This window comes from Rubrivivax sp. JA1055, from assembly GCF_020966565.1.
Classification (GTDB): Bacteria; Pseudomonadota; Gammaproteobacteria; order Burkholderiales; family Burkholderiaceae_C; genus Rubrivivax; species Rubrivivax benzoatilyticus.
This window is the reverse complement of the sequence record NZ_JAJKFP010000002.1, coordinates 70,034-95,387: the sequence shown is the minus strand read 5'-3', so window position 1 is coordinate 95,387 and position 25,354 is coordinate 70,034. Positions and strand designations below refer to the sequence as shown.

General features: G+C 71.2%; 30 protein-coding genes. 10 read left to right on the top strand and 20 right to left on the bottom strand.

The features are described 5' to 3' along the window. Nucleotides 1–7: 7 nt before the first annotated feature. Nucleotides 8–736, bottom strand: coding sequence for a DUF599 domain-containing protein (locus LOC65_RS03565; RefSeq protein WP_230246661.1), 729 nt, complete (start codon nt 734–736; stop codon nt 8–10). Nucleotides 737–785: 49 nt separating this feature from the next. Beyond that, nucleotides 786–1,487: a pirin family protein gene (locus tag LOC65_RS03560; RefSeq protein WP_230246660.1), complete on the bottom strand. Its 702-nt coding sequence runs from the start codon at nt 1,485–1,487 to the stop codon at nt 786–788. A gap of 75 nt (nt 1,488–1,562) precedes the next feature. Here LOC65_RS03560 and LOC65_RS03555 point away from each other — a divergent pair, with 75 nt between their 5' ends. The 3 genes from LOC65_RS03555 to LOC65_RS03545 all read left to right on the top strand — a co-directional run bounded on the left by LOC65_RS03555 (nt 1,563) and on the right by LOC65_RS03545 (nt 3,999). Then, nucleotides 1,563–2,543, top strand: coding sequence for a LysR family transcriptional regulator (locus LOC65_RS03555; protein ID WP_230246659.1), 981 nt, complete (start codon nt 1,563–1,565; stop codon nt 2,541–2,543). Between the two features lie 224 nt (nt 2,544–2,767). After that, entirely contained in the window at nt 2,768–3,661 is an 894-nt protein-coding gene (gene gluQRS, locus LOC65_RS03550) for a tRNA glutamyl-Q(34) synthetase GluQRS (RefSeq protein WP_230246658.1), read from the top strand. After that, on the top strand, nt 3,658–3,999 hold the full coding sequence (locus LOC65_RS03545; protein ID WP_230246656.1) for an FKBP-type peptidyl-prolyl cis-trans isomerase: 342 nt from the start codon (nt 3,658–3,660) through the stop codon (nt 3,997–3,999). The genes gluQRS and LOC65_RS03545 overlap by 4 nt, the downstream gene beginning before the upstream one ends. Nucleotides 4,000–4,063: 64 nt before the next feature. Here the strand turns inward: LOC65_RS03545 and LOC65_RS03540 are convergent, their stop codons facing one another. Continuing rightward, complete coding sequence (locus LOC65_RS03540; RefSeq protein WP_230246655.1) at nt 4,064–5,635, bottom strand: DEAD/DEAH box helicase; 1,572 nt, start codon at nt 5,633–5,635, stop codon at nt 4,064–4,066. 412 nt (nt 5,636–6,047) lie between these two features. Here LOC65_RS03540 and LOC65_RS03535 point away from each other — a divergent pair, with 412 nt between their 5' ends. After that, a complete protein-coding gene (locus tag LOC65_RS03535; protein ID WP_230246654.1) occupies nt 6,048–6,617 on the top strand; it encodes a DUF2087 domain-containing protein in 570 nt (189 codons plus the stop codon). A gap of 2 nt (nt 6,618–6,619) precedes the next feature. On the opposite strand, the gene orn is transcribed toward LOC65_RS03535, so the two are convergent. Continuing rightward, a complete protein-coding gene (gene orn / locus LOC65_RS03530; protein WP_009856322.1) occupies nt 6,620–7,180 on the bottom strand; it encodes an oligoribonuclease in 561 nt (186 codons plus the stop codon). Between the two features lie 56 nt (nt 7,181–7,236). Here orn and LOC65_RS03525 point away from each other — a divergent pair, with 56 nt between their 5' ends. Both LOC65_RS03525 and rsgA read left to right on the top strand, forming a co-directional pair. Further along, nucleotides 7,237–8,511, top strand: a complete 1,275-nt coding sequence (locus LOC65_RS03525) for a M48 family metallopeptidase (protein ID WP_230246653.1) — start codon at nt 7,237–7,239, stop codon at nt 8,509–8,511. Next, nucleotides 8,508–9,410, top strand: a complete 903-nt coding sequence (gene rsgA, locus LOC65_RS03520; RefSeq protein ID WP_164962826.1) for a ribosome small subunit-dependent GTPase A — start codon at nt 8,508–8,510, stop codon at nt 9,408–9,410. Before LOC65_RS03525 ends, rsgA begins: the two co-directional genes overlap by 4 nt. Nucleotides 9,411–9,469: 59 nt before the next feature. Here rsgA and LOC65_RS03515 read toward each other — a convergent pair whose 3' ends face one another. The 6 genes from LOC65_RS03515 to rpsP form a co-directional block, all read right to left on the bottom strand. Next, nucleotides 9,470–10,459 (bottom strand): CobD/CbiB family protein, encoded by a 990-nt coding sequence (locus tag LOC65_RS03515; protein WP_009856319.1) that lies wholly within the window; start codon nt 10,457–10,459, stop codon nt 9,470–9,472. Nucleotides 10,460–10,487: 28 nt separating this feature from the next. Beyond that, entirely contained in the window at nt 10,488–11,159 is a 672-nt protein-coding gene (locus tag LOC65_RS03510; protein ID WP_230246652.1) for a CoA pyrophosphatase, read from the bottom strand. An 85-nt stretch (nt 11,160–11,244) separates the two neighbouring features. Then, a complete protein-coding gene (gene rplS, locus LOC65_RS03505) occupies nt 11,245–11,598 on the bottom strand; it encodes a 50S ribosomal protein L19 (RefSeq protein WP_009856317.1) in 354 nt (117 codons plus the stop codon). 110 nt (nt 11,599–11,708) lie between these two features. Next, nucleotides 11,709–12,455 carry a tRNA (guanosine(37)-N1)-methyltransferase TrmD gene (gene trmD / locus LOC65_RS03500; protein ID WP_009856316.1) on the bottom strand — a complete coding sequence of 249 codons (747 nt, stop codon included), beginning with the start codon at nt 12,453–12,455 and terminating at the stop codon, nt 11,709–11,711. Nucleotides 12,456–12,466: 11 nt separating this feature from the next. Next, nucleotides 12,467–13,042, bottom strand: coding sequence for a ribosome maturation factor RimM (rimM, locus tag LOC65_RS03495; protein WP_230246651.1), 576 nt, complete (start codon nt 13,040–13,042; stop codon nt 12,467–12,469). 11 nt (nt 13,043–13,053) lie between these two features. After that, nucleotides 13,054–13,302: a 30S ribosomal protein S16 gene (gene rpsP / locus LOC65_RS03490; protein ID WP_009856314.1), complete on the bottom strand. Its 249-nt coding sequence runs from the start codon at nt 13,300–13,302 to the stop codon at nt 13,054–13,056. Nucleotides 13,303–13,551: 249 nt separating this feature from the next. On the opposite strand from rpsP, the gene LOC65_RS03485 reads away from it, so the two are divergent. After that, nucleotides 13,552–14,085 (top strand): GNAT family N-acetyltransferase, encoded by a 534-nt coding sequence (locus tag LOC65_RS03485; RefSeq protein ID WP_009856313.1) that lies wholly within the window; start codon nt 13,552–13,554, stop codon nt 14,083–14,085. Nucleotides 14,086–14,160: 75 nt separating this feature from the next. Here the strand turns inward: LOC65_RS03485 and LOC65_RS03480 are convergent, their stop codons facing one another. From LOC65_RS03480 to murJ, 9 genes are all read right to left on the bottom strand, one after another. After that, nucleotides 14,161–15,171: an inorganic phosphate transporter gene (locus tag LOC65_RS03480; protein ID WP_009856312.1), complete on the bottom strand. Its 1,011-nt coding sequence runs from the start codon at nt 15,169–15,171 to the stop codon at nt 14,161–14,163. A 19-nt stretch (nt 15,172–15,190) separates the two neighbouring features. Beyond that, nucleotides 15,191–15,838 (bottom strand): DUF47 domain-containing protein, encoded by a 648-nt coding sequence (locus tag LOC65_RS03475; protein ID WP_009856311.1) that lies wholly within the window; start codon nt 15,836–15,838, stop codon nt 15,191–15,193. A 61-nt stretch (nt 15,839–15,899) separates the two neighbouring features. Beyond that, nucleotides 15,900–16,253 (bottom strand): DMT family protein, encoded by a 354-nt coding sequence (locus LOC65_RS03470; protein ID WP_202796728.1) that lies wholly within the window; start codon nt 16,251–16,253, stop codon nt 15,900–15,902. Nucleotides 16,254–16,266: 13 nt separating this feature from the next. Beyond that, complete coding sequence (gene folK / locus LOC65_RS03465) at nt 16,267–16,740, bottom strand: 2-amino-4-hydroxy-6-hydroxymethyldihydropteridine diphosphokinase (RefSeq protein ID WP_230246649.1); 474 nt, start codon at nt 16,738–16,740, stop codon at nt 16,267–16,269. Then, the gene (pcnB, locus tag LOC65_RS03460; RefSeq protein ID WP_164962829.1) at nt 16,737–18,305 is read right to left on the bottom strand and encodes a polynucleotide adenylyltransferase PcnB; all 1,569 of its coding nucleotides are present in this window, start codon (nt 18,303–18,305) and stop codon (nt 16,737–16,739) included. Before pcnB ends, folK begins: the two co-directional genes overlap by 4 nt. Next, a complete protein-coding gene (locus LOC65_RS03455; protein ID WP_230246647.1) occupies nt 18,302–18,970 on the bottom strand; it encodes an HAD family phosphatase in 669 nt (222 codons plus the stop codon). Before LOC65_RS03455 ends, pcnB begins: the two co-directional genes overlap by 4 nt. Then, complete coding sequence (locus LOC65_RS03450) at nt 18,967–19,647, bottom strand: HdaA/DnaA family protein (RefSeq protein WP_009857362.1); 681 nt, start codon at nt 19,645–19,647, stop codon at nt 18,967–18,969. The genes LOC65_RS03455 and LOC65_RS03450 overlap by 4 nt, the downstream gene beginning before the upstream one ends. 13 nt (nt 19,648–19,660) lie before the next feature. Then, nucleotides 19,661–20,530, bottom strand: coding sequence for a SirB1 family protein (locus tag LOC65_RS03445; RefSeq protein WP_009857363.1), 870 nt, complete (start codon nt 20,528–20,530; stop codon nt 19,661–19,663). A 16-nt stretch (nt 20,531–20,546) separates the two neighbouring features. Further along, nucleotides 20,547–22,103: a murein biosynthesis integral membrane protein MurJ gene (gene murJ, locus LOC65_RS03440; protein ID WP_230246646.1), complete on the bottom strand. Its 1,557-nt coding sequence runs from the start codon at nt 22,101–22,103 to the stop codon at nt 20,547–20,549. A 138-nt stretch (nt 22,104–22,241) separates the two neighbouring features. Between murJ and rpsT the strand changes: the two genes are divergently transcribed. Next, the gene (rpsT, locus tag LOC65_RS03435; RefSeq protein ID WP_009857365.1) at nt 22,242–22,544 is read left to right on the top strand and encodes a 30S ribosomal protein S20; all 303 of its coding nucleotides are present in this window, start codon (nt 22,242–22,244) and stop codon (nt 22,542–22,544) included. Nucleotides 22,545–22,625: 81 nt separating this feature from the next. Here the strand turns inward: rpsT and LOC65_RS03430 are convergent, their stop codons facing one another. Further along, nucleotides 22,626–22,946 carry a DUF3579 domain-containing protein gene (locus LOC65_RS03430; protein WP_009857366.1) on the bottom strand — a complete coding sequence of 107 codons (321 nt, stop codon included), beginning with the start codon at nt 22,944–22,946 and terminating at the stop codon, nt 22,626–22,628. 189 nt (nt 22,947–23,135) lie between these two features. On the opposite strand from LOC65_RS03430, the gene LOC65_RS03425 reads away from it, so the two are divergent. Next, on the top strand, nt 23,136–24,341 hold the full coding sequence (locus LOC65_RS03425; protein WP_230246645.1) for an aspartate aminotransferase family protein: 1,206 nt from the start codon (nt 23,136–23,138) through the stop codon (nt 24,339–24,341). After that, the gene (argF, locus tag LOC65_RS03420) at nt 24,338–25,270 is read left to right on the top strand and encodes an ornithine carbamoyltransferase (RefSeq protein ID WP_230246644.1); all 933 of its coding nucleotides are present in this window, start codon (nt 24,338–24,340) and stop codon (nt 25,268–25,270) included. Before LOC65_RS03425 ends, argF begins: the two co-directional genes overlap by 4 nt. Nucleotides 25,271–25,354 lie beyond the last annotated feature (84 nt).

Below are 25,354 nucleotides of genomic sequence, written 5' to 3'. Positions count from 1 at the left end.
GACGGGCTCAGCCGGCACGAGGGCCCAGCGGCGGCTTGTTGAGCTCGGCTAGCACCTCGGACTTGAACTCGCGCCGGAACAGGATGGTCACGACACCGAGCATGCCGACGATCATCGCCCACGGCGACAGGAACCAGGCGCAGGCCGCGAAGCTCATGTAGTAGGCGCGCAGGCCGTCGTTGAACGACTCGGCGGCCAGCCCCATCACGCGGCCGGCGCGTTGCGCGTAGGCCTCGCGTTCGGCGTCGTCGGCAAACTGGTCGGGCAGCGGCGCGGCGCCGACCAGGATCGCGCCGAAGCCGTACTGGCGCAGGCTCCAGGTGCAGCGGAAGAAGGCGTAGACGAAGGTCGCCAGCAGCAGCAGGATCTTCAGGTCGAAGATCAGCACCGTGCTGTGGGTGGCGAACGGGATCTCGTGCACCAGGTCGCTGACACGCTCGGCGCTGGACAGCACGGCGAACAGGCCGCCGATGATCAGGATCGTCGTCGACGCGAAGAACGAGGGGCTGGAACTCAGCGCCTGCACGACGCCGGCGTCGACGATGCGGTTGTCGCGCCGCGCCATCTGCGTCATCCAGCGCGCGCGTTCGCGGTTCGTCGCGCCCAGCACCGAAGGCCGGTGGCGGGCGCGGCGGCGGGCGAAGACGGCATAACCGACCCACGCGACGAAGTAGAAGGCCAGCGCCGCCCAGTCGGCGGGCGGCATCTCGCGCAGCAGCTTGTTCAGGACATCCATCGGCGGCCGACTGTACCGGGCCGCGGCGACACGCGCCGCGGCGCCCCGATCAGCGCGCCAGGTCGAAGACCAGCACCTCGGCGGCGCTGCCGCCGTCGAGCACCAGGCGGGTCTCGCCGTCCAGCGTCAGCGCGTCGCCGGCGGCGAGCACGACGCCGTTGGCACGCAGCGTGCCGCGCGCCAGGTGCACGTAGGCCAGGCGCTGCGGGTCGAGCTCGAGCTCGGCACGTTCGTCGCCGTCGAACAGCCCGGCGCGGATCGCCGCGTCGGCATGCACCGTCACCGAGCCTTCGCGGCCGTCTTCCGAGGCCACCAGGCGCAGCCGGCCACGTTTGTCGGCGTCGTCGAAACGTTTGTGCTCGTAGCCCGGGGTGATGCCGGTCGTGCGCGGCAGCAGCCAGATCTGCAGGAAGTGCGTCGTGCTCTCGGCGTGGTTGTATTCGCTGTGGCGCACGCCGGTGCCGGCGCTCATGCGCTGCACTTCGCCGGGGCGGATGACGCCACCTTCGCCGCCCAGGCTGTCGCGGTGCGCCAGCTCGCCGTCGAGCACGTAGCTGACGATCTCCATGTCGCGATGGCCGTGGGTGCCGAAACCGGTGCCCGGGGCCACCCGGTCGTCGTTGATGACGCGCAGGTTGCCGACGCCCATGTGCGCCGGGTCGTAGTAGTCGGCGAAGGAGAAGCTGTGCCAGCTTTTGAGCCAGCCGTGGTCCGCGTGGCCGCGGTCGGAGGATTTGCGGTGCGTGATCATGGAATGCACTGTAGGCACCGGCTCCCGGGGGCGGGGCGGGCGCGCTTGAAGGTCCCGTTCAAATAAGATGAAGCCATGGCAGAACGACGTCAGGCCCTCACCCCCGAGGCGCTGCAGATGATGGACACGATCGCGCGCACCGGCAGCTTCGCCGCCGCCGCGCGCGAGCTGGGCAAGGTGCCGTCGGCCCTGACCTACAGCGTGCGCCAGCTCGAGGACTCGCTGGACGTGCTGCTGTTCGACCGCAGCTCGCGCCAGGCGCAGCTCACCGCCGCCGGCACCGAGCTGCTGCACGAAGGCCGCCGCCTGCTGCAGGAGATCGACGCCGTCGCCAACCGCGTGCGCCGCGTCGCCAGCGGCTGGGAGACGACGCTGGCGATCAGCGTCGAGGACATCCTGTCGATGACGACGGTGTTCGAGCTCGTGCAGGCCTTCTGCGAGGTGCGCGACGGCTGCCCCGAGAACACGCGCGGCGGCCCGGCGACGCGGCTGCGGCTGCGCCACGACGTGCTCGCCGGCACCTGGGAGGCGCTGGTCTCGGGACAGGTCGACCTGGCGATCGGCATCGCCGGCGACCACGCCAACCCGGGCGGCATCGAGATCCGGCCGCTGGGCGAGGTGGAGTTCGTCTTCGTCGTCGCGCCGCACCACGCGCTGGCGCGCGGCGAGGAGCCGCTGAGCGACGCCGAGCTGGTGCACCAGCGCGCCATCGCGGTGGCCGACACCGCGCAGCGCATGGCGCCGGTCACCGTCAACCTGCTGCCCGGCCAGGACGTGCTGACGGTGTCGACGATGCGCACCAAGCTCGACGCGCTGCTGCGTGGCCTGGGCTGCGGCTTCGTGCCCGAGCCGATGGCGCGAGCCCACCTCGAAGCCGGCCACCTGGTCGCGCGCCAGACGCAGCGCGGCGGCCACACCGCACGCCTGCACTACGCCTGGCGCGCCGAACGCGGCGCGCTCGGCCTGGGCCGCGCGCTGCAGTGGTGGCTGGGCCAGCTGGAAAGCCCGACGACGCGCCGCGCGCTCCTGGAACGCCACGCCGGCCCGCTGGACTGATGGCCCACCCCCGAAGCGCCTTCGGCGCACCTTGCAGGCCGCGCCGGGCCCTTGGCCCGGCCCTTCGGCTGGCGCGGACCGTCCGCCGGACGGTCCCCGTCCCGCCGAAGCCCCCTCAAGGGGGCGCCGCCAGTGACCCGGCAAAGCCGGGCCACGGCGTCCGCTTGATGCGCCGTCGCACAGGCACCGCCATGGCGGTCGGCCGGCACATCGGCTAGTCGATCGTGTACCGCGGCCGCTTCGCCCCGTCGCCGACGGGCCCGCTGCACGCGGGCTCGCTGGTGGCCGCGCTCGCCAGCTGGCTGGACGCGCGCGTGCACGGCGGCATCTGGCTGCTGCGCATCGAGGACGTCGACACACCGCGCTGCGTGCCCGGCGCGGAGCGCATCATCCTGCAGCAGCTCGCCGCCTGCGGCCTGGAGCCCGACGAGCCGCCCTGGCGCCAGTCCGAACGCGGCGAGGCCTATGCCGACGCGCTGCAGCAGCTCGTCGCCGCCGGCCGCGCCTACCCCTGCGCCTGCACACGGCGCGACATCGACGAGGCGCTGGCCGCGCGGGGCGTGGTGCACGAACGTTTTGCCGAACGGGTCTACCCCGGCACCTGCCGCGACGGCTTGCACGGCAAGCCGGCCCGCGCGTGCCGGCTGCGCGCCGACGGCCGCGTGCGCTGGGTCGACCGGCGCCTGGGCGAGGCGGTGCAGGATGTCGGCGCCGAGGTCGGCGACTTCGTGCTCAAGCGTGCCGACGGGCTCTGGGCCTATCAGCTCGCGGTCGTCGTCGACGACGCCGCGCAAGGCATCACCGACGTCGTGCGCGGCGAGGACCTGGCCGACAACACGCCGCGCCAGATCCTGCTGCAGCACGCGCTGGGCCTGCCGCGGCCGCGCTACCTGCACACGCCGCTGGTGCTGGGCGAAGACGGCCACAAGCTGTCCAAGCAGAACGGCGCCCAGGCGCTGGACCTGGCCGACCCGCTGGCCGCGCTGCGCGCCGCTGGCGCCGTGCTCGGCCTGCCGCCGCTGGCCGCCGAGGACGTGCAGGACTGGCTGGCCGCCGCGGTGCCCGCCTGGGCTGGCATCATCGCGGCCTTCGACGAACGACTGAGGAAGAGACCATGAGCCTGAAGATCGAGGACACCGTCGCCGGCAGCGGCGCCGAAGCCAGCGCCGGCCAGCACGTCAAGGTGCACTACACCGGCTGGCTGCACGACCCGGCGGCCGCCGACGGCCGCGGCCGCAAGTTCGACTCCAGCAAGGACCGCGGCGAGCCCTTCTCCTTCGCGCTGGGCCGCGGCCACGTGATCCGCGGCTGGGACGAAGGCGTGGCCGGCATGAAGGTCGGCGGCACGCGCGTGCTGACGATCCCGCCCGAGATGGGCTACGGCGCGCGCGGCGCCGGCGGCGTGATCCCGCCGAACGCGACCCTCGTGTTCGAGGTCGAGCTGCTGGGCGTTTGAGCCTTCGGCGCACGCCAAAAAAAGGGCCGGCGGATGCCGGCCCTTTTTCATGGGAGCAGGACGCTCAGGCTTCGCGCGGACGGCGCGGGCCGGGCTTGGGACCGAACTTGCCGGCCGGCTTGCCGCCGAACTTGCCTTCGGGCTTGGCGAAGGGCTTGCCGAAGGGCTTGCCGGCGCCATGGCCGAAAGGCTTGCCGGGCGCTGCGCCGCGCTCGGCGCGGTCACCGAACGAACGCGCCGGGCCGTCGAACGGGCCACGCGGCGGGCGCGCCGGGGCGAAGCGCTCGTCGTGCGGGGCGCGCGGGGCGAAGGAACGTTCGCCGTCGCGTTCACGCGCCGGAGCGCCGCCACCGAAGGACTTGCCGGCGAACGGCTTGCCGCCGAAAGGCTTGCCACCGCCGTGGAACGGCTTGCCGCCTTGCGGGCGGCCGCCGAAACCGGCGCGCGGCGGACGCGCCTCGCGCATCGGCTCGGGCATCTTGGGCTCCAGGCCCTCGATCGTCGCCGCCGGGATGCGCTGCGTCGTGAAGCGCTGGATGCGGTGGATCATGCCGGCGTCGCCGCGCTCGGCCAGCGTCACCGCCAGGCCCGAGCGGCCGGCGCGGCCGGTGCGGCCGATGCGGTGCACGTAGTCCTCGGCCTTCATCGGCAGGCCGAAGTTGATGACGTGGCTGATCGTCGGCACGTCGATGCCGCGCGCGGCGACGTCGGTGGCGACGAGGATCTTCAGGTCGCGCGAACGCAGGCCCTGCAGCACGCGGTTGCGCCGGCCCTGCGGATGGCCGCCGTGCAGCGAGGCGACGTGGTGGCCCATCTCGGCAAGGCGGTCGGCCAGCCAGTCGGCGTCGCGCTGGGTGCTGGTGAAGACCACCGCCTGCTCGACGCTGCGCTCGGTCAGGATGTGGTCCAGCAGCGCGTTCTTGTGCGCGAAGTTGTCGGCCCAGTGCAGGCGCTGCTCGATGTCGGCGTGCACGTCGGTGTGCGAGGCGATCTCGATGCGCTGCGGCTCGCGCAGCAGTTCCTCGGCCAGGCGGCCGACGTGGCCGGCGAAGGTGGCGCTGTACATCACCGTCTGGCGCGCGGCGGGCGTCGCGCTGGCGATGTGGTGGATGTCGTCGATGAAGCCCATGTCGAGCATGCGGTCGGCTTCGTCGAGCACCAGCATCTCGACGTTGGCCAGCACCGCCTGGCCGCTGGCCATGTGGTCCATCAGCCGGCCGGGGGTGGCGATCAGCACGTCCAGCGGACCGCGCAGCGCCTTCAGCTGCGCGCCGTAGGGTACGCCGCCGACGACGGTGGCCACACGCAGGCCCTGCACGTGGCGGCCGTAGTCGTTGGTGGCCTTGGCGACCTGCATCGCCAGCTCGCGCGTCGGCGCCAGCACCAGGATGCGCGGGCCGCTGATGACGCCCTTCTCGCGCCGCTTGCCGTCGCCGCGGGCGGCGAGGATGCGCGTCAGCGCGGGCAGCACGAAGCTGGCGGTCTTGCCGCTGCCGGTGCTGCTGGAGACCATCAGGTCGGCGCCGCCCAGCGCCGGCGGAATGGCGCGCGACTGCACCTCGGTCGGGGTGGTGTAACCGGCATCGGCCACGGCACGGGCCAGGGCTTCGGGCAAGCCCAGGGTATCGAAACTCATTCGTCGTCTTTCGAGAGACAGGACGGCCGCCCCGGGCCAGCGGCCAGGGGATTCACCATCCAGGGTGAAGTCGCATCCAACAAGGGGGCGACGGCATCGCCGCCGACCCGAGAGATGCGGCCGCAGGGCGCGGCTCGACGAAAGGTCAGAGGGGATGAACGAACGGCGTCACAACGGACGCCGTGGAGCCGCATTGTAGCGGATTTCGAACCTTCACGGTCGGCCGCGCTACACTGCTGGGTGGTCGGCAGTTCACCCAGGCGTCGCCGCGCGGCCCACACCGCGAGCTAAACCTGCCCTTCATCACCGTCAGACGAGGACAGCTTCATCACGCGAGCTGCGCCCGCCCGGCAAGTCGGCGACCCCCGGCACCCCGTCCTCGGGGAAGGCGCCACGCTCGCGAGGAGTTCTCATGTCCCGTGAAGCCCTGCCCTTCGTGGCACCCGACCTGTCCGCGTTCGCCCGTTCACTCGGTCAGGCTCTAAAGACCCGCCCGGCGGCCGAACCGCCCGGCCACGTCGAACTGCTGAACCTGATCGCACGCGCTGCCGGCCACCGCAACGTGCAGGCCTTGCGCGCCGCCACCGAGCGGCCGCTGCCCCTGGCGCCATTGGCCGCCGAGGACCGCCCGGTGCTGCCGCTGACGGCCAACGCGCGCAAGGCACTGATGCAATTCGACAGCCGCGGCCGCCTCGTGCGCTGGCCGCACAAGTTCAGCGTGCAGCGCCTGGCGATGTGGGTGCTGTGGACGCTGTTCGATGGCCGCCGCCGCTACACCGAGCGCGAGGTCAACACGATCCTGATGACGGCCAACGCCTTCGGCGACCACGTCACGCTGCGCCGCGAACTCGTCAACCACCGCCTGCTGGCACGCAAGAGCGACTGCAGCGAGTACTGGAAGCTGCCCGCGCGGCCCGACGCCGAGGCGCGGGCGCTGGTGGCGGCCTGGCGTGCACGCGGCGGCACCGCGCGCGAAGCCTGAGTTCAGGCCTGGAGGAAGTGCTGGCGGTAGTGCAGCAGTTCGTCGATCGACTCGTGGATGTCGGCCAGCGCGGTGTGCGCCTGGGCCTTCTTGAAGCCGTCGAGCACCTCGGGCTTCCAGCGCCGCGCCAGCTCCTTCAGCGTGCTGACGTCGAGGTTGCGGTAGTGGAAGAAGGCTTCCAGCTTGGGCATGTAGTTCGCCAGGAAGCGCCGGTCCTGGCAGATCGAGTTGCCGCACATCGGGCTCTTGCCGCGCGGCACGTAGCGCTGCAGGAACTCGATCGTGCGCGCCTCGGCCTCGGCCTCGTCCACCGTGGACGCCTTGACGCGGTCGATCAGGCCGCTGCGGCCGTGCGTGCCCTTGTTCCAGGCGTCCATCGCGTCGAGCGTGGCGTCGCTCTGGTGCACCGCGAACACCGGGCCTTCGACCCGCACCGTCAGCTGCGGATCGGTGACGACGACGGCAATCTCGATGATGCGGTCGGTGGCGGGATACAGGCCCGTCATCTCGAGGTCGATCCAGATCAGGTTCTGATCGCTCGGGGCCAGCACGGTGTCGCTCATGGTCGGGGGTGTTCAGGGGAAACGGCGATTCTCGCCGAAGCCTAAACTCGCGCCCCATGCATTCCCTCGTCGTCACGGCCGCGTTCGCGGCCGCGCTGCTGGCCTCGCTGGGCCTGAAGTTCTGGCTCGCGACACGCCAGGCGCGCCACGTCGCACGCCACCGCGACGCGGTGCCGGCGCCCTTCATCGGCACCGTCACCGCCGAAGCCCACCGCAAGGCCGCCGACTACACGCTGGCCAAGGGCCGCTTTGGCCTGCTGAGCACGGCCTTCTCCGCCGCCGTGCTGCTGGGCTGGACGCTGCTGGGCGGCCTGGACGCGCTCAACGGCGCGCTGCTCGGCACGGTCGGCGTTGCTTGGGGGCCGATGGCCTACCAGCTGGCGCTGCTGGCGGCCTTCGTGCTGATCGGCGCGCTGCTCGACGCGCCGTTCGAGTGGTGGTCGACCTTCCGCATCGAGCAGCGTTTCGGCTTCAACCGCATGACCACCGGGCTGTGGCTGGCCGACCAGGCCAAGGGGCTGGCGGTCGGCGCGCTGATCGGCCTGCCGCTGGCGGCGCTGATCCTGTGGATCATGGGCGCCACCGGCGGGCTGTGGTGGCTCTGGGCCTGGGTCGCCTGGGTCGGCTTCAACCTGACGCTGCTGGTGCTGTATCCGACGGTGATCGCGCCGCTGTTCAACAAGTTCGAGCCGCTGGCCGACGAGGCGCTGAAGCACCGCGTGCAGGCGCTGATGCAGCGCTGCGGCTTCGCCGCCAAGGGCCTGTTCGTGATGGACGGCAGCCGGCGCTCGGCACACGCCAACGCCTATTTCACCGGGCTGGGCGCGTCCAAGCGCGTGGTCTTCTTCGACACGCTGCTGTCACGCCTGGCGCCGGCCGAGGTCGAGGCGGTGCTGGCGCACGAACTGGGCCACTTCAAGCGCCGCCACGTCGTCAAGCGCATGGTCGGGGTCTTCGGCCTCAGCCTGGCCGGGCTGGCGCTGCTGGGCTGGCTGGCGTCGTTGCCGGCCTTCTACCTCGGCCTGGGTGTGCGCCCCAGCCTGGGCGCGCCGAACGACGCGCTGGCGCTCCTGCTGTTCATGCTGGCGCTGCCGCCCTTCACCTTCTTCGTCTCGCCGCCGGGCGCGGCGCTGTCGCGCAAGCACGAGTTCGAGGCCGACGCCTACGCCTGCGAGCAGGCCGATGGCCGCGCGCTCGCCAGCGCGCTGCTGAAGCTGCACGAGGACAACGCGTCGACGCTGACGCCGGACCCGCTGTACGCGCGCTTCTATTACTCGCACCCGCCGGCCAGCGAACGCCTGGCGGCCCTGCCGGAGCCGGTCGCATCTTGAGCTTCGAGGCCTTGGACCAGGGGCTGGTCGTGGCGGCCCACGGCCGTCACGTCGTCGTCGAGACCCCCGACGGCGAACGCGTGCTGTGCCACCCGCGCGGCAAGAAGAGCGAACTCGTCGTCGGCGACCGCGTGCGCTGGCTGCCGGCCGGCGACGAAGGTGTCGTCGAGCACCTGGAGGCGCGGCGCAACCTGCTGTTCCGCCAGGACGAGTGGCGCACCAAGTCGTTCGCCGCCAACCTCGACGCGGTGCTGGTGCTGGTCGCCGGCGAACCGATGTTCAGCGAGTCGCAGCTCACGCGCGCGCTGATCGCCGCCGGTCAGGCCGGCATCCCGTGCTGGATCGGGCTGAACAAGACCGACCTGCCGGCCGCCGCCGACGCACGCGCGCGGCTCGAACCCTACCGCCGCATGGGCGTCGAGGTCGTCGAGCTGGCACTGAAGGCCGCGCCCGACGCGGCGCGCGCGACGCTGGCGCCGCGCCTGGACGGCCGCACGACGCTGGTGCTGGGCCCCAGCGGCATGGGCAAGAGCACGCTGATCAACCTGCTGGTGCCGCAGGCCGCGGCCCAGGTCGGCGAGATCTCCAAGGCGCTGAAGGCCGGCCGCCACACGACGACGACGACCAGCTGGTACTGGCTGGACGACACGCGCCGCGGCGCGCTGATCGACTCGCCGGGGTTCCAGGAGTTCGGCCTGCGCCAGATCGCCCCCACCGAACTGGCGACGCTGATGCCCGACTTCGCCGCCGCGCTGGGCGAGTGCCGCTTCCACAACTGCAGCCACCGCCACGAACCCGGCTGCGGCGTGCGCGCGGCGCTGGCGCGCGGCGAGATCGCGCCGACGCGCTACCGCATCTACGAAGAGCTGTTCGACGAGCTGTCGGCCAAACGCTGGTGACGGCGGGCCGCCTTGGCCCTCGAGTTCGTGCCACGGCCTCGGCCGTGGCGTGCGCGGCCTCAGCCGACGACGTTGGCCAGCGTCAGCAGCGCCAGCAGCAGCATCCACAGCACGACCGAGCGCCAGACCAGGCCGACGACGCTTTGCAGGTGCCCCAGCTGCGGCGGCGCGCCCGGCGTCGAGCCTTCGGCGGCGACGGTGCCCGGTTCGGTGCCGGCGGCGAAGGTCTTGGAGCGGTCGGGCGTGACGCCCGGCGCAGCGCTGCCGCCGAGCTGCACGCCGACGGCGCCGGCCGCGGCGGCGAGGATGATGCCCTCGTTGGGATGCAGCCAGAGTGCCGCGTCGCGGCGCCAGCCGCCGACGGCTTCCTCGAAGTTGCCGACGACGGCAAAGCCGAAGGCCGTCATGCGCGCGGGCACGTGGTCGAGCAGCTCGAACCAGCGCCGCGACAGGTTCATCAGGCTCTCGCTGGTCGGCGCCTCCAGCGTGCGATGGCGGTAGGCCCAGTAGCGCGATGCGAACTCGGCCATCCGGTACAGCACCGCGCCGGTCGGCCCCAGGCCCAGCGCCGACAGCAGGATGAACCAGAAGAAGACGCCGAAGACGTGGCGGTGCGCGGCCAGCAGCGCGTGTTCGATGACGTGGCGCAGCACCTCGGTGCGCGGCAACTCGCTGGCGTCGAGATGGCGCCACTCGGCCAGGCGCTGGCGCGCGAAGTTCTCGTCGCCGCGGTCCAGCGCGTCTCGGATGTCGGTGAAGTAGTGGCTGAACTGGCGGAAGCCCAGCGTGAGGTACAGCAGCGCGATGTCGAACACCAGCGCCAGCACCAGGCTGAAGTGCCAGATCGCCATGTAGGCGACAGCCACTGCCAGCGTCGGCCCGAGCACCGCGACACACCAGACGACGACCGTGTGATGCGGCCGGCCGGCGTCGAAGTTGCGGCTGGCCCAGCGCACCCATCCGACCAGCGCGTGATGGATGCCGTTGTCCTTCGGCAGCGGCTTGAGCTGCTCGATCAGCAGCGCGAACAGGACAGCGAAAAAACTCATCGGCTGCCGATGATAAGGGGCGTGCGCCTCAGTCCTCGGCGAGGAAGCCGTAGAGATTGCGCAGCATCGCCGCCGTGGCGCCCCAGATGAAGTGATCGCCCCAGGGCATCGACAGGAACTGGCGGCGCGCGCCGCCGGCCTCGAAGACGTGGCGGCGATGGTTCGCCGGGTCCATCAGGAAGGCCAGCGGCACCTCGAACGCGGCCGCGACCTCGAAGGCGTCGATCTGCAGCTCGAACGGCGGCGTGACGATGGCCACCACCGGCGTGACGACGAAATGCGTCACCGTCGTGTAGGGCGGCAGGTGGCCGATGACGTCGACGCGGGCCCGTGCCAGGCCGACTTCCTCCTCGGCCTCGCGCAGCGCGGTGGCCGCGGCGTCGGCATCACCCGGCTCGACACGGCCGCCCGGGAAGCTGATCTGGCCCGCATGGTCGCGCAGATGCTCGGCGCGGCGCGTCAGCAGCACCGTCGCGCCGGCTTCGCGCTCGACGATGGCCACCAGCACCGCGGCGGCGGCCGACGGCCGGTCGTCCGTCGGCCGGCCGTCGCCGGCGAACTCGGGTGTCCAGGTGCCCGGCGCGGCGAAACGCCGGCGCAGCGCAGCCGGCGTCAGGCGCGCGGCCGGCACCGGCGGCAGATGGGCGTCGATCCCGGCGACGGGGATGGCCTGCGGGTGCAGGATGCGCGGCGGCGTCATCGCGGCGCTCCAGAAACGAAAAAGGCGCCGCAACGCGGCGCCTCCTGGCAATCGGGCCGTCCGGCGCAGCCGGAACGACCAGGCATCACGCCAGCTTTTCCTTGATGCGGGCGCTCTTGCCGCTGCGCTCGCGCAGGTAGTACAGCTTGGCGCGGCGCACGTCGCCGCGGCGCTTGACTTCGATCGAGGCGATCAGCGGGCTGTACAGCTGGAACGTGCGTTCCACGCCTTCGCCGCTGGAGATCTTGCGGACGATGAAGCTGCTGTTGATGCCGCGGTTGCGCTTGGCAATCACGACGCCTTCGTAGGCCTGCACGCGCTTGCGGGTGCCTTCGACGACGTTGACGTTGACGATGACGGTGTCGCCGGGGGCGAAGGCCGGGATCGTCTTGCCCAGGCGGGCGATCTCTTCCTGCTCGAGGGTCTCGATGAGGTTCAAGGTTTTCTCCGATGGCGATCGTGCGCGGGGGTTGTGGATCGGAATGTCGGCAAGCCTGGGCCACGTGGCCGGCCCGCCGGTTGCCCGGCAGAGGATCGAAAAGCCCTCGATTATAGCGCGAGGGACGCGAGGAAACGCTCGTCGGCGCGTGAAAGACGCCCGGCGGCACGCGCCGCGGCGATCAGGTCGGGCCGCCGCTGCGCCGTGCGCTCCAGCGAACGCTCGCGCCGCCAGCGCGCGATCTCGCCGTGGTGGCCCGACAGCAGCACCGCCGGCACCGCGAGTTCGTCGCCGTCCAGCGCCAGGCGTTCGGGGCGGCTGTACGACGGGCCTTCGAGCAGGCCGTCGCCGAAGCTGTCCTGCTCGTGCGACGGCGCCGGGATGACGCCGTCCTGCAGCCGCGCGACGGCGTCGAGCAGCGTCAGCGCCGGCAGCTCGCCGCCGGAGAGCACGAAGTCGCCGAGGCTGATCTCGTGCGTCACGCGGCGGTCGATGAAACGCTGGTCGATGCCTTCGTAGCGGCCGCACAGCAGCACCGCGCCGGGGCCCGCGGCGAACTCCTGCACGACGGCCTGGTCGAGCCGGCGGCCGGTCGGCGTGAAGTGCACGACCGGCACCTCGCCGCGTTCGGCGCGCACCGCGTCGAGCGCACGCAACAGCGGCTCGACCAGCATCACCATGCCGGGCCCGCCGCCGTAGGGGCGGTCGTCGATGCGGCGGTAGGCGTCGTCGGCGAAGTCGCGCAGCTGCCACAGCCGCACGTCGACGAGGCCGGAGGTGAACGCGCGCCGCGTGATGCCCACCGCCAGGTGCGGGGCGAACAGTTCGGGGAACAGCGTGACGACGTCGAAGCGCATCGGCTTCGCCGTCAGTAGTCGGCTTCCCAGTCGACGTGGACGGTGGCGCCGGCGAGATCGACGCGATCGACGTAGGCGGCGACGAAGGGGATCAGGATCTCCTCGGCCTTCTCGTCGGCGGGCTTGACTCGCAGCACGCAGTGCAGGCCGGTCTCGACCAGGCCGACGACGCGGCCGAGCACGACATCGGCGCGGTTGCGCGCGTCCAGGCCGATCAGGTCGACCCAGTAGAACTCGTCTTCGTCGGGCGTCGGGAAGCTGGAGCGCGCGATGAAGATGCGCGCACCGGCCAGCGCCTGGGCGAGATCGCGGTCGGTCAGATCGTGGATCGTCGCGACGACGGCGTCACCCTGCTCGCGCGCGGAGGCCACGCGCAGCAGCGGCGGCACCTGGTGCCCGGGCTTGGCCTCGGACGGCTCCAGGAACCAGCGCTTGGAGGAGAACAGCGCCTGCGGGTCGGACGAGAAAGGTTTGACCTTGATCCCGCCCTTGACGCCCCAGGCGCCGAGAACGCGGCCCACCTCGATGGCGTCGGCCGGCCGGGGCGGCGCGTCGGGCGCCGTCAGCGGTGACGTCGAGGTGGCCACGCCGCGCGGACTCAGGCCGCCTTCTTGGCCTGGGCGACCAGACGGGCGACGGTCGGCGACAGCTGCGCGCCGACGCCGGCCCAGTAGGTCACGCGGTCCAGAGAGACGCGCAGACCTTCCGCGCCACCCGAGGCCATCGGGTTGTAGAAACCCACGCGCTCGATGAAGCGGCCGTCACGGCGCTCGCGCGCGTCGGCAACGACGATGTTGTAGAACGGGCGCTTCTTTGCGCCGCCACGGGCCAGACGGATCACGACCATGTCGGAATTCCTGATGTGTGAGGCGACCGCCACACCGCTGAGGACACGTCCAGCCGCGGGCAATCAAACGAGTACGTCTTCGGGCCCGTAGATACGCGCCGCCAGTCTCATGAACCATGACACTGCCCGAAGCCGGCGCCGGGAACCGCGCATTATAAACTCGACCGCACCGGAAGCGACAAGCTGCGGCGCAGACCATCTTCCGGGCACCGTTCACGCCACGCGCCGCCGCCACATCCCCGCCCCCGAATGAGCACCGGCACCATCGTCATCCGCCCCAGCACCGACGCCGACCTCGGCGCCATCACCGCCATCTACGCCCACCACGTGCTGCACGGCACCGGCACCTTCGAGACCGAACCGCCGGCCGAGACCGAGATGGCGCGTCGCCGCGCCGACGTCACCGCCAAGGGCCTGCCCTGGCTGGTCGCCGACGAGGGCGGGCGCGTCGTCGGCTACGCCTACGCCAACCACTTCCGCCCGCGCCCGGCCTACCGCTTCTGTGTCGAGGACTCGATCTACGTCCACCACGAAGCGACCGGTCGCGGCCTCGGCCGGCTGCTGCTGGCCGAGCTGATCGCACGCTGCGAGGCCGCCGGCGCGCGCCAGATGCTCGCCGTCATCGGCGACTCGGAGAACGTCGGCTCGATCGGCCTGCACCAGGCGCTGGGTTTCGAGCCCGCCGGCATCCTGCGCGCGGCCGGCTGGAAGCACGGCCGCTGGCTCGACGTGCCGCTGATGCAGCGCACGCTGGGCGCCGGCGAGGAAACCGCGCCCGAGTGAGGCTGACGAAGCAGGCCGCGCCGGCGCGGCCTGCCGACACCGGCACGCGCCCCGGGCGCGGCCGGTGCCCGCCGCTCAGAACAGGTAGTTGCTGAGCGCGTAGAAGACGGCGGCGATGAAGGCCGTCGCCGGGATCGTGAAGATCCACGCCAGCACGATGTTGCCGGCCAGACCCCAGCGCACCGCCGACGCGCTGCGCACCGAGCCGACGCCGTAGATCGCGCCGGTGATGGTGTGCGTCGTCGACACCGGCACGCCCAGCGCCGTGGCCATGAACAGCGTCACCGCCCCGCCGGTCTCGGCGCAGAAGCCGCCGACCGGCTTGAGCTTGGTGATGCGCTGGCCCATGGTCTTGACGATGCGCCAGCCGCCGAACAGCGTGCCCAGGCCGATCGCGATGTAGCAGGCCCAGATGACCCACGACGGCGGCATGTGGTCGGTGGCGCTCGCGTAGCCCGAGGAGATCAGCAGCAGCCAGATGATGCCGATCGTCTTCTGCGCGTCGTTGCCGCCGTGGCCCAGCGAGTACATGCCGGCCGAGACCAGCTGCAGCCGCCGGAACGTGTTGTCGACCTTCAGTGGCGAGGACCTTCGACAGATCCAGGCCACGGCCACCATGATCAGCGAGCCGAACAGGAAGCCCAGCACCGGCGAGATGAAGATGAAGGCCACCGTCTTGATCAGGCCCGAGGCCACCAGCGGGCCGCCGCCGGCCTTGGCGATGGTGGCGCCGACGATGCCGCCGATGAGCGCATGCGAGCTCGACGACGGGATGCCGTACCACCAGGTGATCACGTTCCAGGCGATCGCCCCGACCAGCGCGCCGAAGATGACGTGCTGGTCGACGATGCCGGGCTCGACGATGCCCTTGCCCACGGTCGCCGCGACCTTGAGCTGGAACACGGCGATGGCGAGCACGTTGAAGAACGCGGCGAACGCGACCGCCTGCTGCGGCTTGAGAACGCCCGTGGACACGACGGTGGCGATGGAGTTCGCCGCGTCGTGGAAACCATTCATGAAGTCGAAGACGAGCGCCAGAACGACGAGCATCGCCACGACCCAGAAGCCGACCGGAAGTGCATCCATGTGAGGGACGTCCGACCGGTCAGGAATTCTCGAGGACGATGCCTTCGATCAGGTTGGCGACGTCTTCGCAGCGGTCGGAGATCGACTCCAGGTGCTCGTAGACGGCCTTCAGCTTGATCAGCTCGCGCGTGTCGACTTCTTCGCGGAACAGGCGCGACATCGCCGAGCGCATCACGCGGTCGGCATCGGACTCGAGGCGGTCGATCTCCTCGCAGGTCTTCAGCGCCGACTCGGACGTGGCCTGGTCGCGCAGGTTCGGCAGCAGCGAGACGACGTGCTGCACACGCTCGCAGCAGCGCACCGAGATCTCGGTCAGCCGGATCACGTCCTCGCTGACGTGCTGCAGGTCGTACAGCGACATCACTTCCGACGAGTCCTGCAGCAGGTCGACGATGTCGTCCATCGAGTTGATCAGCGCATGGATCTGCTCGCGGTCCAGCGGCGTGATGAAGGTGCGGTGCAGCGCGCGGTTGACCTCGGCGGTCACCTTGTCGGCGGCACGTTCGGCGGCGATGACGTCGGCGCTGTGCTTCTCGCGCTCGAGGGGGTCCGAATAGTGCTGGACCAGCAGCATGAACGCCCGGGCGCCCTCGACGACGAAAGCGCCGTGCTGGTTGAACAGTTCGAAGAAGTTGCCTTCTCGTGGAAGGAGCTTGCCAAAAAACATGCGGTCTCCGGTGGGATCACCGGCCGGATCGTGAATCCGCGATTCTAGAACGGTGACGGTTTCATGACCGGAAGATGAAGTAGACGGCTCCGACCAGGCACAGCCCGGCCCAGAGGTAGTCCAGCTTCAGCGGCTGGTCCATGTAGAAGACCGCGAAGGGCACGAAGATCGCCAGCGTGATGACTTCCTGGCCGATCTTCAGCTGCGCCAGGCTCATGCCGCCGGCGTAGCCGATGCGGTTGGCCGGCACCTGCAGCAGGTACTCGAACAGCGCGATGCCCCAGCTGATCAGCGCCGCGACGATCCACGGCTTGCCGGACAGCGACTTCAGGTGCCCGTACCAGGCAAACGTCATGAACAGGTTGGACAGCGCGAGCAGCGCGAAGGTCTGCACCGGCACCGGCAGGGAGTTCATCGTCGGTACTCCTTCAGTCGAGGCGTTCGATCGCCTGGTCGGCCGCGGCGGCCGACCAGCGCACCAGCGGCCCCAGGCGCGGGTGCTCGAAGCCGGGCTCGAGCTCCAGCAACGGCCGCAGCACGAAGGCGCGCAGATGCGCGCGTGGATGCGGCACGACCAGCGACGCGGTGTCGATCACCTCGTCGCCGTAGAACAACAGGTCCAGGTCCAGCGTGCGCGGCGCGTTGCGGTACGGGCGCTCGCGACCGTGCGCGGCCTCGATCGCGTGCAGCGCGGCCAGCAGCCCGGCCGGGGCCAGCGTGGTGTCCAGTTCGGCCACCGCGTTGTGGAAGTCGGGGCCGGCGGCGTCGACCGGCGCGCTGCGCCACAGCGACGAACGCCGCACGAGGCGCGTGCCGGGCAGCCCGTCCAGCGCCGCGCAGGCGGCGGCCAGCGCGGCGCGGGCGTCGCCCAGGTTGGCGCCGAGGCCGACCCAGACCTTCATTCGCCGGCGGCGGGCGCCGCCGGCGCGCTGCCGCCGGCCGGGCGACGGCGGCGCCGGCGGCGTTTCTTGGCGGGCGCGGCGTCGGCCGGGGCATCGTCTTCGGCAGCCTCGGAAGGCGCAGGCGTCGCCGCCGCGGCGGCGGCCACGGTGCTGCCGGCGGGCACGCGGTGCACACGCTTGGACGCCGGCTTGAGCTCGGCCAGCATCGCCTCGCGCTCGTCGTCGTCGCCGAGGTGGAAGTCCTCCCACCACTCGGCCAGCGCCGGCTCGATCTCGCCGACATCGGCGCGCAGGCGCAGGAAGTCGTAGCCGGCGCGGAAACGCGCCTGGGCGACCAGCGAACGCGCGGCGGCCGGCGTGCGGCGCTCGAAACGCGGCTGCATCAGCCAGATCTCGCGCATGTCGGCGGCCAGCTTGCCGCGGCCGGAGATGTCGCCGATGCGCGCGTCGAAGACCGCGTCGACGGCCTGCTGCAGCGCCGCGAACGGCGCCTCGCCGCCGGCCTGGATCGCCGCCCAGCGGTCGAGCACGTCGTGCCAGAGCATCACCGCGAGCATGAAGCTGGGCACGACGGCGCGGCCGTCGTTGACGCGGGCGTCGGTGTCCTCGAGCGCGTAGCGGATGAACTCGTCGCGCTTGGGGTGGCGGGCATCGGCGCGGAAGGCGGCGTCGAGCACCGGGAACACGCCCTGGTCCAGGCCCTGCTTCTTCAGCTCGGCCAGGCTCTTGAGCGCATGGCCGGTCTGCAGCAGCTTGACCATCTCGTCGAACATGCGCGACGGCGGCACGTTGTTCAGCAGCGCGGCCATCTTGCGCATCGGCGCGCGCGTCGCCGGCTCGACCTCGAAACCCAGCTTGGCGGCGATGCGCACGACGCGCACGATGCGCACCGGGTCTTCGCGGTAGCGCGTCTCGGGGTCGCCGATCATGCGCAGCACGCGGGCGCGCGAGTCGGCCAGGCCGCCGTGGTAGTCGACGACGACCTGCGTCGTCGGGTCGTAGTACATCGCGTTGATCGTGAAGTCGCGGCGCGCCGCGTCCTCGATCTGCGGGCCCCAGACGTTGTCGCGCAGCACGCGGCCGCTGGCGTCGACGACGACGCGCTGGTCGGCGATCTCGCCGCGCGCCGTCTTCTCGTTGCCCTTGACCTGCTCGGCCGCGGCAGCGTCGAAGTAGGCGCGGAAGGTCGAGACCTCGATGACCTCGTGCTCGCGGCCGCGGCCGAAGATCACGTGCACCAGGCGGAAACGCCGGCCGATGATGAAGGCGCGGCGGAACAGCGCCTTCACCTGCTCGGGCGTGGCGTCGGTGGCGACGTCGAAGTCCTTGGGCCGCAGGCCGACGAGCAGGTCGCGCACCGCGCCGCCGACGATGTAGGCCTCGTGGCCGGCATCCTTGAGCGTGCGCACGACGCGCACCGCGTTGTCGTCGAGCAGCCGCGGGTCGATGCGATGCTCCGCGGCGGGGATCTCGACACGCTGGCCGAGCGGGATCGCCGGCAGTGCGGGCGGCGCCTCGGGCGCGGGCGACTTGCCGAGCAGGCGGTCGATGAATTTCTTGATCATGCGAAGAGGTCCAGGATCGGCCAGCCGCGCTGCAGGGCCACGGCCCGCAGCCCGTCGCCGGGGTTGGTGGCCACCGGGTGGCTGACGAGTTCGAGCAGCGGCAGGTCGTTGGTCGAATCGCTGTAGAAGGTGCTGCGCTCGAAGTCGGCCAGCGTGCGGCCGGCGTCGGCCAGCCACTGCCGCACCCGCGTGATCTTGCCATCGCGGAACGACGGCACGCCGCGGATCGCGCCGGTGGCGCGGCCGGCCGCGTCGCGCTCGAGTTCGGTGGCGATCAGCGTGTCGACACCGAACAGCGAGGCGATCGGCCGGGTGACGAAGTCGTTGGTCGCGGTGACCACGGCCACCAGATCGCCGGCATCGAGGTGGCGGCGCACCAGATCCACCGCCGCCGGATGCAGCGAGGGCCGGGCGTACTCGTCGATGAAACGTGCCTGGGCGGCGGCGATCTCCGCCGGGTCGCGGTCGCGCCAGGGCGAGGTGCAGAAACGAACGTAGGCGTCGATGTCGAGCCGGCCTTCGAGGTACTGGGCGTAGAACTCGTCGTTGCGGCGCTTGAACTCGCCGCCGTCGGCCCAGCCGATGCGCACCAGGAACTCGCCGAAGGCGTGGTCGGAGTCGGTCGGCAGCAGCGTGCCGTCGAGGTCGAAGAGCGTCAGGTTCAAAGCGGGTCGCCTTCTTCGGCCAGCATCGCGCGCACCAGCGGCACGGTGATCGTGCGCGAACGCGACAGCGAAAACTCGTCGAGCCGGTCGAGCAGGGCCATCAGGTGTTTCAGGTCGCGCGGGAAGCGCGTCAACAGGTGGTCCATCACCTCGTCGGTGAGGCGGATGCCGCGGCGGTCGCTCTCGCGGCGCAGCGCGGCGCGGGTCTCGGACTCGCCCAGCGGCTGCATCGCGAACACCGGGCCCCAGCCCAGGCGCGTGCGCAGGTCGTCGCGCAGCGGCAGGTCCACCGGCGGCAGGCGGCCGGCGCAGGCCATCTGCACGCCTTCGGTGGCGGCCTCGACGAACAGCGTGAAGGCCGACTGCTGGCCGGCGGCGTCGAGCTCGTCGCAGCGGTCGATGACCACCAGCGACCAGTCGGCGGCCAGTTCCCACGGGCAGGGGCGTGACGGGTCGAACCAGCCGACGCGCTGCCCGGCCTGCTGGCAGGCGTGGGCCAGGCCGCGCAGCAGATGCGTCTTGCCGCTGCCCGAAGGGCCCCAGAGGTAGACCGGCGCGGTCGGCATCGGCAGGCGGCGCAGGTGTTCGAGCGCACGCAGGTTGGCTTCGCTGCCGGGCAGGAAGCTCTCGAAGGTGGCGAGCGGGTCGAAGCCGATCGCCAGCGGGATCTGCTTCATCCTGGAAGTCATGTCAGTGCAGGGTCGGCCGGCGAGGGCCGTTCAGTTGGGCGAGCCGCGCGCGCAGCGCAGGCGCGTCGGCGGCGTCGGGACAGTGGATGAGATAGTCGGACAGGTCGCGCACGGCCTGCTCGTGGTGGCCGAGCTCGGCGTGCGCGAGGCCGCGGTCGCGGCGCTCGCTCCAGTCCTCGGGCAGCAGGATGACCAGACGCTCGAGCACCGCGAGCAGGCGCAGGGGGTCGCCGGCGCTGCGGTGGATCTCCTTCAGGTTGCGCAGCAGCCGGGCGAGGATCTCGCGCGGCGCGGCGGTCTGCAGGAACAGGCCCAGCGGCACGTCGAAGTCGCCGACGAGGCCGTGACGCTGGCGGTACGGCAGCAGCCGCTCCTCCAGTTCCTCGCGCGACAGCGAGCGGCCGCTGAACGGGTCGAGCACGACCTCGCCGCGCGGCAGCGTCAGCTTGACGAGGAAATGCCCCGGGAAGGACACCCCCGCCGCCGGCAGCCCGAGCTGCGCCGCCAGCTCGAGGTACAGCAGCGCCAGCGTCACCGGGATCCCCCGGCGCGTGCGCAGCACCTCGGCCAGCGAGCTGTTGCGCGGGTCGTAGTAGTCGTTGACGTTGCCGGCGAAGCCGAGCTCGTCGAAGAAGTAGCGGTTGAGCATGCGCAGCTTGTGCACCGGGCCGGCGTCGGCCGGCAGGCGGCGGCGCAGGCGATCGGCGAGCTCGTCGATCTGCGCCAGCACGGCCTGGGCGTCCTGCTCGGGATCCAGGTCCTGCGCCACGGCGACAGCCGCCTCGACGACCGAGAGGCTCGCATCCTCGGCCACGAGAGCGGCGAAATACTGCAGCGCCGTCGGCGGCTCGAAATTCAGCGGTCCAGCCATCGGTCGCCAGTGTAGGTCAGCCACGGCGCACGAACTGCCGCAGCTTCAGCCCGGAAGCGGCCAGCAGCGCGAAGTAGCCCGCGGCCACCGAGGCCAGCACCAGCGCCATCCAGCCGGCGCGCTGGCCGTAGTGCGACTGCAGGCCGATCCAGTCGATCGTGCGCGCCGCCCAGACCAGCGCCGCACCGAGCGCGGCACAGGCCAGGCCGACGCGCAGCGCGAAGCCGCCCCAGCCCGGCCGCGGCGTGTAGACGCCCTTCCTCAGCAGCCCGAAGAGCAGCAGCCCGGCGTTGAGCAGCGCGCCCAGGCCGATCGACAGCGCCAGCCCGGCGTGGCCGATCAGCGGCACGAACAGCGCGTTCATCAGCTGCGTGCAGACGAGCACCAGCACCGCGATCTTCACCGGCGTGCGCGTGTCCTGGCGGGCGTAGAAGCCCGGCGCCAGCACCTTGATGGCCACCAGCCCCATCAGGCCGACGCCGTAGCCCATCAGCGCATGCACGGTCTGCGACACGTCGCGCGCGTCGAAGGCGCCGTAGTGGAACAGCACCGCGACCAGCGCCTTCGGGAAGACGATCAGCGCGATCGCGCAGGGCAGCGCCAGCATCACCACCAGCCGCAAACCCCAGTCGAGCATGTCCGAATAGGCCTGGGCGTCCTCGCGCCCCTTGGCCGCCGCCAGCTGCGGTAGCAGCACGACGCCCAGCGCCACGCCCAGCAGCGCCGTCGGGAACTCCATCAGCCGGTCGGCGTAGGTCAGCCAGGACACCGCGCCGACCCCGACGTGCGAGGCGATCTGGGTGTTGATGACCAGCGAGATCTGCGCCACCGACACGCCCAGCAGCGCCGGCCCCATCAGCGTCAGCACGCGGCGCACGCCGGGGTGGCGCCAGGCCGCACGCAGCCGCGCCGGCGTCAGCCCGATGCGCGGCATCAGCCCCAGCCGGCGCAGCGCCGGGACCTGCACCGCCGCCTGCAGCACGCCGCCGAGCGCGACGCCGCCAGCCAGCGCGAGCACCGGCTCCAGGCCCCAGCCCGCCATGCGCGGCGCCAGCAGCGCCGCCGCGGCGATGACCGACAGGTTCAGCAGCACCGGCGTCATCGCCGGCACCGCGAAACGCTTCCAGGTGTTCAGGATGCCGGCGGCCAGCGCCACCATCGACATGAAGCCGATGTAGGGGAACATCCAGCGTGTCATCAGCACCGCGAGGTCCAGGCGCTCGAGCCCCGAAGCCATGAGCCAGACCAGGATCGGCGCGCCGGCGACGCCCAGCACGCAGGTCGCCAGCAGCACCCAGGCGAGCACGGTGGCCACCGAGTCGATCAGCGCGTGCGTCGCCGCGTCGCCCTCCTTCTCCCGCGTGGCCGCCAGCAGCGGCACGAAGGCCTGCGAGAACGCGCCTTCGGCGAACAGCCGGCGGAACAGGTTGGGGATGCGGAAGGCGACGTTGAACGCGTCGGTCGCGGCGCTGGCGCCGAAGAAGCCGGCGATCAGCTGGTCGCGCACGAGGCCGGTGACGCGCGAGGCGAGCGTCAGCAGCGAGACGGTGGAGGCGGCCCGGAGAAGGTTCACGGGGGACGACGATGGGGCGCGAAGGCCCGAAGCCGGGTCGGCCCGCATTATAGGCAGCGCAAGCACCGGGCTGGCGGACAGGCCGAAGGAGTGCTATACTCGACGGTCTTTGCACCACCCGAACCGCCAAAGAACCGCATGGCCACCTCGTCCAAAGCCAAGAAGAAGACCGTCCGCCTCGCTTCGGGCCGCAAGCGCGCCCGTCAGGACGTCAAGCTCAACGCGCACAACTCGTCGCTGCGTTCGCGTTTTCGCACCGTCGTGAAGAACGTGCAGAAGGCCGTCGTCGCCGGTGACAAGACCGTCGCCACCGACACCTTCAAGTCCGCGCAGAGCGTCATCGACTCGGTCGCCGACAAGGGCATCTTCCACAAGAACAAGGCTGCCCGCCTGAAGAGCCGCCTGGCCGCCAAGGTCAAGGCGCTGGCGCTCGCCGCCTAAGACGGTTTCTCGGGTGTTGAACGAAGGGCCTGCGCAAGCAGGCCCTTTTGTTTTGGCGCGGCGAGAACAGCGCCGACGCCTTCAGCCCGCCGCCGCGCCCGGCTCGCAGTCGACGACCTGCAGCTCGTTGTCGCGCGCGAAGTTCATCACGAAGTCCCAGGCCATCGGCTCGATGTCCTTCAGCGCCTCGCTGACGAAGACGCACTTGACGCCGTCGACGAGGCGCGGAACGCAGTACGGGGAGTAGCCGATGTGGGCGCCGATCGCGCTGCCGCGCGGGCGGAAACTGGACATCGCGCCGGCCAGTCGTTCGGCCCAGTCGCTCGGGCGGAAGGTGCGACCGGCGGTCGTGAGCCCCCGGATATACAGCCTGCGCGGCGTCTTCGTTTGGATCTGCGTCATCGGCAACGCAAGATTGTGCCCGCATTCGCTCGCCGACTCTTGCGATCGGCTTACGCCGCCAGCCCCGGAATCGGCACCCCGGGGCGCCCCTTAGAATCGAACGCCCGACCGGCGCCCGACCTCGCGCAACTGCGTCGAAGTCCTGGCGCCGGTCTTCGTTTTCGCCTTCTGGAGCGACAAGGAACCTCGATGACCGCTGCCCCTGCCCCCTCCGCGCCGATGCCGCACGTGATGAACACCTACGGGCGACTGCCCGTCGCGCTGTCGCACGGGCGAGGCTGCCGAGTCTGGGACACCGAGGGCCGCGAATACCTCGACGCGCTGGCCGGCATCGCCGTCAACACGCTGGGCCATGCGCACCCGTTGCTGGTATCGGCGCTGCAGGAGCAGGTCGGCCGGCTGATCCACACGTCCAACTACTACCAGGTGCCGCTGCAGGAGACGCTGGCCGCGAAGCTGTGCGAGCTGTCGGGCCTGGACGTCGCGTTCTTCTGCAACTCGGGGCTGGAAGCCAACGAGGCGGCGCTGAAGATCGCGCGCAAGTTCGGCCACGACAAGGGCATCGAACGGCCCGAGATCATCGTCTACGAGCGCGCCTTCCACGGCCGCTCGATCGCCACGCTGTCAGCCACCGGCAACCCGAAGGTGCAGGCCGGCTTCGGCCCGCTGGTCGACGGTTTCGTGCGCGTGCCGCTGAACGATCTGGCCGGCGTCGAAGAGGTCGCGCGCACCAACCCGAACGTCGTCGCCGTGTTCCTCGAGACCATCCAGGGCGAAGGCGGCATCAACCCGGCGCGCAGCGAGTACCTGCAGGGCCTGCGCCGGATCTGCGACGAACGCGACTGGCTGCTGATGCTCGACGAGGTGCAGTGCGGCATCGGCCGCACCGGCCGGTGGTTCGCGCACCAGTGGGCCGGCATCCGCCCCGACGTGATGCCGCTGGCCAAGGGCCTGGGCTCGGGCGTGCCGATCGGCGCCGTCGTCGCCGGCCCGCGTGCGGCCACCGTGCTGGGCCCGGGCAACCACGGCACGACCTTCGGCGGCAACCCGCTGGCGATGCGCGCCGGCGTCGAGACGCTGCGCATCATGGAAGAGGACGGCCTGCTGGCGAACGCCCACGCGATGGGCGAGTTGCTGCGCGCCGAACTCCAGCGTGCGCTGGCGGGCACCGCCGGCGTCGTCGAGTTCCGCGGCCAGGGCCTGATGCTGGGCATCGAGCTCGACCGTCCGTGCGGCGTGCTGATCGGCCGCGCGGCGGAGGCCGGACTGCTGATCAGCGTCACCGCCGACCGCGTGATCCGGCTGCTGCCGCCGCTGATCGTCACCGCCGACGAGGTGCACGAGATCGTCGCCCGCCTCGCCCCGCTGGTCCAGGCCTTCCTGTCCGAAGCATGAAACCGGGTTACTCGCTGATGAAGCACTACCTCCAGTTCAAGGACCTCCGCGCCGAGGAGTACGCCTACCTGTTCGAGCGCGCGCGCATCATCAAGACGCGCTTCAAGAACTACGAGAAGTACCAGCCGCTGGTCGACCGCACGCTGGCGATGATCTTCGAGAAGGCCAGCACGCGCACCCGCGTCAGCTTCGAGGCCGGCATGTACCAGATGGGCGGCTCGGTCGTGCACCTGACAACCGGCGACAGCCAGCTCGGCCGCGCCGAGCCGATCGAGGACAGCGCGCGCGTCATCAGCCGCATGGTCGACATCGTGATGATCCGCACCTTCGAGCAGGCCAAGATCGAGCGCTTCGCAGCGCACTCGCGCGTGCCGGTCATCAACGGGCTGACCAACGAGTTCCACCCGTGCCAGATCCTGGCCGACCTCTTCACCTACATCGAGCACCGCGGCTCGATCGAAGGCAAGGTCGTGGCCTGGGTCGGCGACGGCAACAACATGGCCAACACCTGGCTGCAGGCGGCCGAGATCCTGGGCTTCACGGTGCACGTCAGCACGCCCGGCGGCTACGAGGTCGACCCGGCGCTGGCCGGCATCCGCGACAGCGGCTGCTACAAGGTCTTCGCCGACCCGCGCGAAGCCTGCCGCGGCGCGCACCTGGTGACGACCGACGTCTGGACGAGCATGGGCTACGAAGCCGAGAACGAGGCCCGCCGCACGGCCTTCGCCGACTGGTGCGTCGACGCCGGCATGATGGCCGTCGCCCAGCCCGACGCGCTGTTCATGCACTGCCTGCCGGCGCACCGCGGCGAGGAGGTCAGCGCCGAGGTCATCGACGGGCCGCAGTCCGTCGTCTGGGACGAAGCCGAGAATCGAATGCACGTGCAGAAGGCACTGATGGAGTACCTTCTGCTCGGCCGGATCGGCTGAGACGCCGCCGGTCCGGGGTCAGGTCTCGCAAGACCTGACCCCATCAGGCCTCAGGGCGCGGGGTCGCGCCGGTCCGGGGTCAGG